Raw genomic sequence first — 11204 nt, forward strand, 5'->3', positions numbered from 1 at the left:
CGCTATCTTCATCTTGTCTCCTTGTCGTCTCTTCGCCGCCGTGACTTGCCACGCGGCTGACGCCACTGTAGGAGTCGCCGAGGCAAAAGCCGGTGGGATAATTGACGAAAAATCGTCAAACCATGGTTAACCCCAATCGCCGCAAGAAGACCGCCCGCTTCGAGGAAATCGCCGCCCTGGCCGGCGTCAGCATCTCCACCGTCGACCGTGTGCTCAACGAGCGCGACACCGCGTCGGTCAAGACGCGCGAGAAGGTGGTGCAGGCCGCGCGCGAGCTCGGCGTGCCGCGCCTGCTGCCCGAGACCCGCCACGGCCTGCTGCACATCGACATCGTGCTGCCCGACAACCGCACGCCCTTCTTCCAGCGCCTGAACCTGGCCCTGCAGCGCGGCATCGCGATGCTGGACAAGCGGCTGGTGGTGCACCGCCTCTGGACGCCCGAGCAGGACGAGGCGGCGCTGGTGCGCGCCATCGGCCCGAGACGCTACCGGCGCCAGGCGCTGATCGTCGCGGCGCCCGACACGCCCGCCGTGCGCCAGGCGCTGCAGCAGGCCAGGGAGCGCGGCGAGCATGTGACCATGGTGGTGACCCGGGTCGACCAGGTGCCGCAGGCCGACTATGTCGGCATCGACAACCATGCCGCCGGGCGCACGGCCGGCTACCTGCTGGGACGCCTGTGCCACCGCGCAGGACGGGTGCTGATCCTCTCGAGCCGGCGCGACTACCTGGGCCATATCGAGCGCAGCAGCGGCTGCCGCGAGGTACTGGCGCAGCAGTTCCCGCACCTGAGCTGCGACCTCGACGTGACCGAGACCCATGACGACGCCGACAAGTGCTACTGGGCGATGCAGCAGGCTCTGCAGGAAAACGGTCCGGTGGTGGGGCTCTACAACACCGGTGCCGGCTCGCCCGGCATCATGGCGGCGCTGCAGCGCTTTGCCAGCGAGAAGGTCTGCTGGGTCACGCACGAGATCTCGGATGACCACCGCCAGTACCTGGCACAGGGCATGCTCGACGTCGTGATCGACCAGGACCCCGACACCCAGGCCATCCGCGCGCTGCAGAACGTGGTGGCGGCGCTGGGCCTGGCGCCATCGACCGCAATGCCGGAGCGGCCTGGCGAGTTCCGGCTCTACTTCGCCGAGAACATGGGCCAGCAGCCCTACCTGGGCTGAGTCGCCCGCACCTGCTGTGTCAGCCTGGCAGCGGGTTGCGGGAATGCCCGGGGCAACAGGAACTGGTTTTTCAATCAGAATAGCCAAGGAAAGACTTTTCCAAAGACGAGCATGGCATCGACCCCAGACAAGCAGACCAGCGTGGACCAGTTCATTGCACGCATCACGGCCGAGTACGACGCACTGAGCAAGCAGCTCAAGGTCATTGCCAAGTACGTGGAGCAGCACCGCGACCATATCGGGCTCGAGGGCATCCAGCAGGTGGCGGCCCAGTGCCAGGTCCAGCCCTCGGCCGTGGTGCGCTTCGCCAAGTATTTCGGCTTCTCGGGGTTTTCCGAGATGCAGGCCCTCTTCCGCGAGGGATTGACGCGCCAGCTCGCGCCTGGGCGCAACTACCGCGCCCGCATCCGCGACATCATCGAGTCGGGCTCGGGCAGCCTCTCCAGCGTCGAGATCGCGCGCGAATTCCTGGCTGGCAGCCAGGCCGGCATGCACGAGCTCGAGGCCAGCCTGGACGAAGACGCCTTCAAGCAGGCGGTCGACATGCTGCGCGAGACCGACTGCATCTGGATCGCGGCCTCGCGCCGCTCCTTTCCGGTCGCGGTCTACCTCGACTACGCGCTGCAGCACACCGACAAGCGGGTCGGCCTGATGTCGGGACTGGGCAGCATGCACCTGGGGCAGATGCGCTCGGTGCGCCCGGGCGACGTGATGCTGGCGATCTCCTTTGCCCCCTATGCCGAGGAAACGCTGGCGGCCGTCGAGCTGGCCGTCGAGCGTGGCGCCCGGCTGATCGCGATCACCGACAGCCGCATGAGCCCGCTGGCCAAGGTGGCCGAGTCCGCGCTGCTGGTGCAGGACAACTCCACCTTCGGCTTTCGCGCGCTGACCAGCACCATGGGCCTGGCCCAGAGCCTGTTCATCGCGCTGGCCTACGCGCTGGAGCTGCCCTACCGGCCGACCTCGCCGAAATCGACCGGCTGAGGTCCATCGCCTCGGCCATATCGAAACCAATTTTTTACAGGTTACAAAATGGAAATTTCTTTCCATTTCATGGAAAAGTCCTTATAGTCTCCAGCAGGCGCGCAAGCGCCACATCAGATCTTCGGAGACACAGGAAATCCCATGAAAAACGTAGCCGTGTTCGGTGCCGGTCGCATCGGCCGCATCCATGCTTCCAACCTCGCCGCCCTGCCCGGCGTCCAGCTCAAGTACGTCTGCGACGCCGTCCCCGCCGCTGCCGCCGACCTGGCCCAGCAACTCGGCGCCCAGGTCTCGGACATCGACGCCGTGTTCGCCGATGCCAGCATCGACGCGGTGGCGATCTGCTCGCCCACCAGCACCCACAGCGACCTGATCGCGCGCGCCGCCCAGGCCGGCAAGCACATCTTCTGCGAGAAGCCGGTCGACCTGTCGGTGCCGCGCGCCGAGGCCGTGGCCCGGACCGTGGCCGAGGCGGGCGTGGCCTGCATGATCGGCTTCCAGCGCCGCTTCGATCCGACCTTCAACGAGGCGCGTCGCCGCCTGGATGCCGGCGAGATCGGCCAGCCCGAGATGCTGGTCATCACCAGCCGCGATCCGGGCGCGCCGCCGGTCGACTACATCAAGCAGTCGGGCGGCATCTTCCGCGACATGCTGATCCACGATCTCGACGTGTTCCGCTGGATCCTGTGCGCCGACGGCGACGAGGCCGCCTGGCTCAGCGCCACCGGCTCGGTGCTGGCCGATCCGGCCGTCGGCGCGGCCGGCGACTGGGACAGCACCGCCGTCACGATCAAGACCCGTCAGGGCCGGCTGTGCCAGATCAACACCAGCCGCCGTGCCGCCTATGGCTACGACCAGCGCTTCGAGCTGCTGGGCTCGCAAGGCCTGCTGCAATGCGGCAACCACAAGCCGACCGAGGTCTTGCAGTGGGATGCCAATGGCGTGCGCGCCGACAAGCCCGAGGCCTTCTTCCTGCAGCGCTACGCCGCCGCTTATCGGCTCGAGATCGAGCATTTCTTCGACTGCCTGCAGTCGGGCAAGCCGTTCAAGACCACGGTCGAGGATGGCGTCAAGGCCCAGCAGCTTGCCGACGCGGCGACGCTGAGCGCGCAGAGCTGCCAGCCCGTGCTGTTCTGATCGGGGCAGACCATCATGTCCAACAGTTCTCTGCGCGTGGGCATCGCCGGTTTGGGCCGGCTAGGCAAGCGCCACGCCGAACAATTGGCCCGCCACACGCCCGGCGCGGTTCTGAGCGCCGCCTGCAGCCCAGTGCCTGCCGAACTCGAATGGGCCCGGACCGAGCTCGGCGTCCGGCGTTGCCATGCCGACTACGCCGACCTGCTGGCCGACCCCGAGATAGACGCCGTCGTGCTGGTCACGCCGACCACCTTGCATGCCGACCAGGCTAGCGCGGCGCTGCGCGCTGGCAAGCATGTCTTCGTCGAGAAGCCGCTCTCGCTCGACGTCGCCACTTGCGAAGCGGTCGAGGCCGTCGCGCGCGAACATCCCGACCGGGTGGCCATGGTCGGCTTCGTGCGCCGCTTCGATCCCAGCTATGCGCGCGCCAAGGCCGCGATAGACGCCGGCCAGCTCGGCAGGCCCTTCCTGGTGCGCTCGCAGACCTGCGACCAGAACGACCCCGAGGGCTTCTTCGTGCGCTTTGCGCCCAGCTCGGGCGGCATCTTCATGGACTGCAGCGTGCACGACATCGACCTGGCGCGCTGGATGCTCGGCAACCCCAAGGCCTTGCGTGCCTTCGCCAGCGGCACGATCGCGCTCCACCCAGGGCTGGCCGACTGCGGCGATGTAGACAACGGCCTGGCCATCGTCGAGTTCGAGGGCGGCCAGCGCGCCGTGTTCTATGCCAGCCGCACCATGCCGCACGGCCATGAGACCACGACCGAGGTCATAGGCAGCGCCGGCACGGTTCAGATCGGCCATGGCGCGCATGCCGACCGCACCGAGTTCCGCACTGCGGCCGGCGTGCAGCATGCTGCGCTGCCCGACTTCTTCGCCCGCTTTGCCGATGCCTTCCGGATCGAGATGGAGGCCTTCGTCGCGGCCTGCCGCGGCGAGATCGCGCCACCGCTGACGCTGTCGGACGCGACCGAGGCGACCCGCATCGGCCAGGCCATCACCGCCTCGCTGCGCAGCGGACAGCCAGTCGAGATCAAGTCCTGACTGGATCGACAGGCGCGCGCAGGACGGAGGGCAAGCCCGCCCCGCGCGCAGCCAGGTGGCCTGGCATCGAGATCCCCTGCCCGTCCTGGCAAGCTCACGCGCCGAGTTCATACGTATGAACTCGACGCGATCTGCTGCTGCAACGATCGGACTGGGTGATCAACATGGCGGCGCCAGCCGGCTCGTCGCACATGCCCCATGCCGCACCCTGGCCATCGCTGTTGCCTTAACCTTGGCCGAATTCAATTCTCAAGGCTCGGATCATGGAAGACACGCGTTGCTGTGGCACCGGCACCTGCATCATCAATTCCCACGGTTATTGCTGGTGCGGCCAGCGCTGGGACGGCACGCGCATGTGTTTTCCGGCCACAGCTGGGAGTGATGGCCAGGGCCAGGACGTGAAACTGAAGCCGGGCAATGATGATGAGCGGGCAGGCCTGATGCCGCGCCGGTCGACGAAGTGATCGCGATGGCGCTCAGCGACCCGCTCGACCCCCACCCCTGGGCCCGGGAACTCGGCACCCTGCACGACCGCCATGCCCCCGCACGACACCCTACCCTGGCAACGGTCAGCCCGGACGGCATGCCCAAGGCGCGCACCGTGGTGCTGCGTGCCGCGGACCGGTCGCTGGGCCGGCTCGAGATCCACACCAACCTGCATTCGTCCAAGATCGCCGACCTGATGGCGAAGCCGGTTGCCGCGCTGCATGTCTGGGACAGCGGGTCCTGGCTGCAGATCCGGCTGCAAGTCGATGTGAAAGTGGCCTCCGGCACCGATGTCGCGGACACCTGGGCCAGGGTTCCCGAGCGCTCGCGCACCGCCTACAGCAGCAGCCGGGCCCCGGGTCATCCCATTCCCGCTGCCCTGGCCTACGACCATGCCCCCGACCCGGCGGTATTTGCCGTGCTGCAGTTGGATATCCAGACACTGGACCTGCTGCATCTGGGCGCCGACCATCGACGCGCGCAATTCACCCGCGAGAACGACTGGGCTGGCCAGTGGCTGGTTCCTTGAGTCCAGACAGGGCCGTTGCCTGGGCAAGCCTGGCATTCAGCGCCCTTGTTCCCGCCCTACTCCCTGTTCGCATCACTTCTCATGTTTGTCAATCCAGATTTCTCGTCCCGAGCCAGCGTCAGACCAGCCGACTACCAGTGGGTGGCGTCGCCACAGCCTGGAGTGGAGCGGGTCATGCTGGACCGCCTCGGCGGAGAAAAGGCCCGCGCCACCAGCATCGTGCGCTATGCGCCGGACTCGAAGTTCCCGCCCCACTTCCACCCGGGTGGCGAGGAGGTCCTGGTGCTGTCGGGCACCTTCTCGGAAGGCGACCAGCATTACCCCGCCGGCTGGTATCTGCGCAATCCGCCGGGCTCCAGCCACCAGCCTTGCAGTGGCCCGGGCGCCACCATCTTCGTCAAGCTCTGGCAGATGCCGGCTGGCGAAACCCGGCGGGTCCGCATTGACACCCGCGTCACGTCCGCCTGGCTGCGCTCGGATGGGCGCGAGGTCTGCCCGCTGTTCTCGGACCCGACCGAGCAGGTCAGCCTGCAGCGCCTGCCAGCCGGTGATGTGCTGTTTTCCGAGGCGGTGCCCAGCGCCGAGCTGCTGGTGCTCGATGGCGCCTTGCGGGACGGCGCCAGCAGCTACGAGTGCGGCAGCTGGCTGCGCCTGCCCGCGGGTCGCTATCCCGGTATTACCGCGGGACCGCAGGGCGTCACCCTCTATCTGAAGACCGGTCACCTGCCCGGCGTGGCATGAGCGGCACAGCCATGCGGGATGCAGACATCCTGATCGTCGGTGGTGGCCTCAGTGGCCTGTACGCGGCTCCTCCTGGTTCTGGCCCGGCTAGCAACACCAGCTGGACCGGCTGGTGCAGCAACTGGGACTGGAGCGCTTTGAGCAGCACGATAACGGTGACATGGTGCTCGAGCGCTCGCTCCACGCGTTCCCGGTACGGATGCCGGGCTACGTGAACTCGCCACCCTCGATGCGGTTGCTCGGTGGCATGGGCTCGCTGATCGACGCGCTGCCGCCACGCCTGATCGTGGAGCGGATCGCCTTCACCCCGGCGCTGCCGGCGAGCTTGGCGCAGACCTGGCAAGCCACGGTGACCTGAAGCGCGCAGTGCCTGCGGTCCATTGGGTGAAATCCACGATGCGTCGCTGCCGGGCGGCAGCGCAGGCTTGTTCGGCTTCTTCGGCAGTCCGGCACGCCTGCTCCAGAGCGTGGTAGAGGAGATGCTGCGTTCGCGCTGCCGCGCACAACCGGCCAGGCTGCAAAGGCTGCGCCGGTCTCTTGCACCAGACCCTGGAAGACTGCTAGCTGTGGGTTGGTTTCTGTGAGCATGACAGCGCTACATTGGCATCGATGAAAGTCAGCTTGGGCGCCGGCTCAGCACCGCGCACTCATGCGCGAGTGGCGGCCGTGGTGTCGCGTGCAACGCTAGAGGTGGAAATCGCCCGCGGCTTCCGGCTGGTAAAGCACTTTCCCAATCCGGACATGGCGGGTCCGGTTCGTCATGCGCCAGTCGAAGGCATCGCCTTCCTTGTAACCCAGAATCGCGGTGCCAATGTCGGAGCAGACCGAGAGCTTGCCGGCACGGTCATCCGCTTCCTCCGGGTAGACCAGCGCCACTTCCATTTCCTCGTCGTCCAGCTGCACCAGGGCCCTGGAATTCATCGTGACGACATCCTGCGCCACCTGGTGCGAATCGACGACGATGGCGCGCTCGATCTCGTGCTCGAGCTTGAACACCTCCGAGGCCTGCTCGAACGCGAGCAGGCTCCTGAGCCGCGCCTTGTCGATCTCGGTGATGTGGATGTCGGTGGCGTGATCGGCAGGGTTTTCGCGCAAGAGGCGGAGATAACGCTCCGAGCTCATGGCAAATGACTGCAGGGCAGGCGTCTGGCTTTCCAGCAGGAAGCCGCAGTGCTCGAACGCCTTCAGCGAACGGGCGTTGTCCGCATGGATCTTGGCGATCAGCTTCTCGGCCCGCATGTCAAAGAACGCGAGCTTCATCCCTTCGCGGATGGTGCTGGCGCCGAGCTTGCGCCCCCAGTTGTCGCGCTTGCCGATGACCAGGACCATCTCGCAGTTCGTACCTGTCTTGACGAGACGAACGAAGCCCACGGGCACATCATGCCGGTCGTAGGCCATGAAGAACCGGCCGCCCTGGTTGAAAAGATGGGTCAGGATCGGTAGCTGGACCCGTCCGACCACCTGCTCGATGAAGCGTGAGACATGGCGCGAATCGCTCAGGTAGCGGGTGACGCACTCGTCCTCCAACCAGTCCATGAGATTGAGCGCATCTGCCCGAGTGATCTCGGGGCACAGGGAAATGAAAGGCCTAGTCATCTTCACCACATTTGGCTGCAAGAATGAAAGCCTTCCATGGCCGCGGCCACGACGGTTCTTTCGCTGAAGTCCTTATTCTAGGCCACCCGTGCCTGCAGCACCGCCCTCAGGCCTGGCTGCGATCGAGATGCGGGATGTTTTGCGACAAGCCCGGTCTCAAGCGGGATCGAGGATCACGAACCGCGGCACCTTGCCATCCGCAGTCACGACTGTCTCCTGGAAATCCGAGATGGGACGCATCCAGGTGACATGCTGCATGTCGCCCTGCTGCGGCTGATACAGGATGCCGGGCTTGAGGGTGGCTTCGATCAGACAGGTGCCGACCACGACGTAGAGGCCGCCCTTGTAGTGGCGCAGGCGCGTGCCGGGCTTGAATTGGCCGGCACCAGGAGCTTGGAAAATCATGCAGTGAGTGTACCGACGCCCAGGATCTGCTTTGGATCACGCCCGCTGGATCACCAGGTCGCCCAGGGGCCTGGCGATGCAGGGCAGGCAGTAGCCGTCGCGCTTCTCTTCCAGGCTGAGCCCGGGCCAGGGGATGTCGTACGCCACCTGCCCTTCAAGCAGCTGCCCGATGCAGGTGCGGCAAGTCCCGTTGCGGCACGACACCGGCCAGTCGATGCCGGCCTGACGCATCGAGGCAAACAGGCGCTGGTCTGCGGGGGCAGCAAAGGCTGAGCCGGTCTCTTGCAGCAGGCCCTTGAAGACCGCTGGCTGCTGGTTGGATTCAGTGGTCATGGCTTGGTCTGACTTTGACGACGTCTGCAGCACGGCGAGTTGATGCCCCGATCAGGCCTGGGCCTGCTGCCAGGCCAGGTACTCCGAACGCCTGAGCCGGTAGCGGGCGATGCTGCCTTCATGCAACAGCTGCAGCGCAGTTTCGAGCATTTCCAAGAAGGCGAGCTGGTCAGCCGCTGCTGCGTGCTCCCGCGCCAGTTCCGCGATGACGGACTGACTGGGTTGCCGCAGTCCCTTGACCACCGCCTGGACCGCCTGGATCAGGGCCTCCCGGTACTTGATCTTCAATGGGTCGGGCTCGACCATGGTCTGCGTGATAGCCAGATAGCGCTGGCAGGAGCGCTCATAGGCCCAGACGAACACATCGCGCAGCAACTCGATCTGGTTCAGCTCGTACACGCCCAGCGTGCCCTCGACATAGGCGCGCTCCGGCACGTCGATGAAGGACAAGGGACACAGGTTCTGCTGGATCAGCGAAATGTTCGCGCCGATGCGCGAGACGCGCTTGTTCACGTCCTCGAACGGCTGCAGATAGGGCAGCTGCACCATCAGGAAGAAGGCCTGCTCGAACGGGTCGGGAATGGCGGCCGCCTTGTCCAGCAGCAGCTCGAAACAGTCCTCGATGAGCTGTGGCATGGCCAGCGGATGGAACACGGTGCCCGAGATGTCCACCGGCCGCCGGCGCAACCTACCGCTGGCCCCTGGATCGCGCATCAGGTCCTGGGACAGCACGGCATGCAGGTTCTTGAAGGTGAAGGCATCGAAGCCCACCTCGTCGGCATCCTCGATCAGCATCTCGATGGCCGCCTTGTGGTTTAGGATCATCTGGGTCTCGATGGCGTCCTTGCCTTGGGCGACCTGGCCCAGCTCGATCAGGTTCTGGGTGTCGAGCCGGCTGTAGGTGTTGCCTTCCAGTTTCGATGATGCCCATGACAGATCCACCAGCAGCCGGCCCAGGATGTCGCGCGCATAGGTGCCCGCTGGTCGTTCGGACTCGAAGGTCCATCCCATCTCGTGCAGCTGACGCCGCAGCGAATCAGGCAGGTAGAACGTGATCCCGGGCTGGTAGGCCTCCAGGAATTCGCGCTGGTATCCCACCGGCTTGCGATACATCAGTGACTGCCTGACCTGATCGCGAATCGTGGCCCCTTCCGGCGAGACGGGAACATAGAGCTCGGCTGTCGCGATGCCGTCGGTTTTCGCTGCTGCCTTGGCACCAGCATCAGGCAGTGAGCCGGTGGCCGGCTTGTAGACCAGGGCGATGCTTTCGCCCTCCGTGGTCAGCCGCTGCGCTTCGATGAGCTTGTGCAGGCGGCGTTGCAGCGTGCGACGGTTGGGCTTCTCGCCCTGGCGCCGCTCGATCTCCGCTTCGATGTCGGCAATGCCGATGCCGCGGCCGTGAGCCGCGACGATGGCTTCGATCAGCTTGAGTTCTTCAAGAGGTGTGGTGCGCGGCATCGGCTCGTCTTCCTAGTAGTGAATGTGTCGTGCCATGTCGTGCAGGAGCGACAATCACGACACTATTATGTCGCGCAATGTGTCGCTCCACGTGCATCATGCACATCACTTCCCGGACACATGGGTCACCTCGCTGAACTGCCTACTGGCTCTGGATCGGGTGGAGTGGACCTGTATCAGCGGTGAGAGGTGCCCTGTGACAGACCGCTTTGCAGCGGAAGGAGTCGTCGGCTCGGATCGGTTGGCTGACCGGTAGCGGCCATGACCTGTCATACAGGGGCTGAAGCGCAAGGACAGGTTCTGGCCGATTCGAGCCGACCAGACGCTCAGACTCGTCACCGCAAAGCTGTCCTCCAGGGTCTGGCCTTAACCGGAGCTTTTGGGCGCAGGGCAACCGCCTGCTGATGGCCGGGAACGGTTCTCGGCCGTACTGGCTGGGCGCACAATGCCGATTGGACGTCTAGAACCAACTTCGTGTAGGGAGCCTCTATCCGCCACACGACGCCTCGTTTTAGCCTCGATAATGCGACAGCGCCAAGTCTCGGCGGCCTTCAGGAGCCTTTCATGTCAAAGCCGTACAAGCGTGCCGACCCGCTCGCGGAGAAGCACTCTCCCAGTGACGCAGGTCGTACGGAAAAGGACGCTGCTCGCCTTGGGCGCGACACACGTGGGTGGGTCGCCGCCAACAAGCGCCCAGGGAAGGAGTTCGAAGCCCGACGCAACCTTCCATCCGGCCCGCTGGGCGGCTCAGGCCGCAAAACGAATATCTCGCGATCCTCCTAGGCTGCAGCGAGCATGACCCGTCATCCAAGGGCTGAAGCGTAAGGGCAGGTTCAGGCTGGGAGCGGTTATACAGAGGGACGCAGCGGCCGGCAGCATCCGACCCTATCCGGACGTTGGTGCTCCGGTCGATTGAAGGTCAGCCTTCATCAGTAACCGGTCGATTACGGTTAGGACGCTGACTTTTTCTTTACTGATGGGTGGTGTGATAGCGGTGAACGACATCACGTACTGGTCACACACTAATATTGGCGTATTCTGTTAGCAGGGTGGCGCGTTCTGCATATGGTTGTCAGGGGGTTACACCTACACTCCTTGCATGCACTTCCAAAGTGCCAACTGTATGTTTAACCCTCTCAAGGAGTTTGCAATGTCCAAACAAGTCGCCCTTATTACCGGCGGTGCCACCGGCATCGGTAAAGCTGTCGCCCTCAAGCTCGTCGCGCAAGGCGTTAACGTCGTCATGAGCGGTCGCCGAGCAGAAGTCGGCGCGGTTGCCTTGGCCGAAGTCTCTGCAGGAGTGATTTCAAGGTGTC

General features: G+C 65.1%; 13 protein-coding genes. 9 read left to right on the top strand and 4 right to left on the bottom strand.

Annotation, left to right across the window (positions count from 1 at the left end):
- The first annotated feature begins 122 nt into the window (after window positions 1-122).
- From C6P64_RS14690 to C6P64_RS14725, 8 genes are all read left to right on the top strand, one after another.
- Window positions 123-1175 carry a LacI family DNA-binding transcriptional regulator gene (locus C6P64_RS14690; RefSeq protein WP_105749306.1) on the top strand — a complete coding sequence of 351 codons (1053 nt, stop codon included), beginning with the start codon at window positions 123-125 and terminating at the stop codon, window positions 1173-1175.
- A gap of 111 nt (window positions 1176-1286) precedes the next feature.
- Complete coding sequence (locus tag C6P64_RS14695; RefSeq protein WP_105749307.1) at window positions 1287-2159, top strand: MurR/RpiR family transcriptional regulator; 873 nt, start codon at window positions 1287-1289, stop codon at window positions 2157-2159.
- A 141-nt stretch (window positions 2160-2300) separates the two neighbouring features.
- Window positions 2301-3296, top strand: a complete 996-nt coding sequence (gene iolG / locus C6P64_RS14700; protein WP_105749308.1) for an inositol 2-dehydrogenase — start codon at window positions 2301-2303, stop codon at window positions 3294-3296.
- Between the two features lie 15 nt (window positions 3297-3311).
- Window positions 3312-4340, top strand: a complete 1029-nt coding sequence (locus C6P64_RS14705; RefSeq protein ID WP_105749309.1) for a Gfo/Idh/MocA family oxidoreductase — start codon at window positions 3312-3314, stop codon at window positions 4338-4340.
- Window positions 4341-4603: 263 nt separating this feature from the next.
- Window positions 4604-4804, top strand: coding sequence for a hypothetical protein (locus tag C6P64_RS14710; RefSeq protein WP_105749310.1), 201 nt, complete (start codon window positions 4604-4606; stop codon window positions 4802-4804).
- Between the two features lie 5 nt (window positions 4805-4809).
- On the top strand, window positions 4810-5355 hold the full coding sequence (locus C6P64_RS14715; RefSeq protein WP_105749317.1) for a pyridoxamine 5'-phosphate oxidase family protein: 546 nt from the start codon (window positions 4810-4812) through the stop codon (window positions 5353-5355).
- Window positions 5356-5436: 81 nt separating this feature from the next.
- Window positions 5437-6096, top strand: a complete 660-nt coding sequence (locus C6P64_RS14720; RefSeq protein WP_105749311.1) for a cupin domain-containing protein — start codon at window positions 5437-5439, stop codon at window positions 6094-6096.
- A gap of 112 nt (window positions 6097-6208) precedes the next feature.
- Window positions 6209-6454 carry a hypothetical protein gene (locus tag C6P64_RS14725; RefSeq protein WP_105749312.1) on the top strand — a complete coding sequence of 82 codons (246 nt, stop codon included), beginning with the start codon at window positions 6209-6211 and terminating at the stop codon, window positions 6452-6454.
- 326 nt (window positions 6455-6780) lie between these two features.
- Here the strand turns inward: C6P64_RS14725 and C6P64_RS14730 are convergent, their stop codons facing one another.
- The 4 genes from C6P64_RS14730 to C6P64_RS14745 form a co-directional block, all read right to left on the bottom strand.
- On the bottom strand, window positions 6781-7692 hold the full coding sequence (locus C6P64_RS14730; protein ID WP_105749313.1) for a bifunctional GNAT family N-acetyltransferase/nucleoside diphosphate kinase regulator: 912 nt from the start codon (window positions 7690-7692) through the stop codon (window positions 6781-6783).
- 156 nt (window positions 7693-7848) lie between these two features.
- Window positions 7849-8097, bottom strand: a complete 249-nt coding sequence (locus tag C6P64_RS14735) for a DUF1653 domain-containing protein (RefSeq protein WP_105749314.1) — start codon at window positions 8095-8097, stop codon at window positions 7849-7851.
- Window positions 8098-8133: 36 nt separating this feature from the next.
- Window positions 8134-8430 (bottom strand): 2Fe-2S iron-sulfur cluster-binding protein, encoded by a 297-nt coding sequence (locus C6P64_RS14740; RefSeq protein ID WP_105749315.1) that lies wholly within the window; start codon window positions 8428-8430, stop codon window positions 8134-8136.
- 51 nt (window positions 8431-8481) lie between these two features.
- On the bottom strand, window positions 8482-9888 hold the full coding sequence (locus tag C6P64_RS14745) for a Fic family protein (protein WP_105749316.1): 1407 nt from the start codon (window positions 9886-9888) through the stop codon (window positions 8482-8484).
- Window positions 9889-11038: 1150 nt separating this feature from the next.
- Between C6P64_RS14745 and C6P64_RS14750 the strand changes: the two genes are divergently transcribed.
- On the top strand, window positions 11039-11204 hold a 166-nt coding region (locus C6P64_RS14750), incomplete at its 3' end, for an SDR family NAD(P)-dependent oxidoreductase (protein WP_211296860.1).

Source organism: Malikia granosa (assembly GCF_002980595.1).
Lineage (GTDB): Bacteria > Pseudomonadota > Gammaproteobacteria > Burkholderiales > Burkholderiaceae_C > Malikia > Malikia granosa.

Bases quoted from the DNA above. Each gene is read 5' to 3' on its own strand.
- C6P64_RS14690 (WP_105749306.1), top strand. From the start codon at position 123: ATGGTTAACCCCAATCGCCGCAAGAAGACCGCCCGCTTCGAGGAAATC.
- C6P64_RS14695 (WP_105749307.1), top strand. From the start codon at position 1,287: ATGGCATCGACCCCAGACAAGCAGACCAGCGTGGACCAGTTCATTGCA.
- iolG (WP_105749308.1), top strand. From the start codon at position 2,301: ATGAAAAACGTAGCCGTGTTCGGTGCCGGTCGCATCGGCCGCATCCAT.
- C6P64_RS14705 (WP_105749309.1), top strand. From the start codon at position 3,312: ATGTCCAACAGTTCTCTGCGCGTGGGCATCGCCGGTTTGGGCCGGCTA.
- C6P64_RS14710 (WP_105749310.1), top strand. From the start codon at position 4,604: ATGGAAGACACGCGTTGCTGTGGCACCGGCACCTGCATCATCAATTCC.
- C6P64_RS14715 (WP_105749317.1), top strand. From the start codon at position 4,810: ATGGCGCTCAGCGACCCGCTCGACCCCCACCCCTGGGCCCGGGAACTC.
- C6P64_RS14720 (WP_105749311.1), top strand. From the start codon at position 5,437: ATGTTTGTCAATCCAGATTTCTCGTCCCGAGCCAGCGTCAGACCAGCC.
- C6P64_RS14730 (WP_105749313.1), bottom strand. From the start codon at position 7,692: ATGACTAGGCCTTTCATTTCCCTGTGCCCCGAGATCACTCGGGCAGAT.
- C6P64_RS14735 (WP_105749314.1), bottom strand. From the start codon at position 8,097: ATGATTTTCCAAGCTCCTGGTGCCGGCCAATTCAAGCCCGGCACGCGC.
- C6P64_RS14740 (WP_105749315.1), bottom strand. From the start codon at position 8,430: ATGACCACTGAATCCAACCAGCAGCCAGCGGTCTTCAAGGGCCTGCTG.
- C6P64_RS14745 (WP_105749316.1), bottom strand. From the start codon at position 9,888: ATGCCGCGCACCACACCTCTTGAAGAACTCAAGCTGATCGAAGCCATC.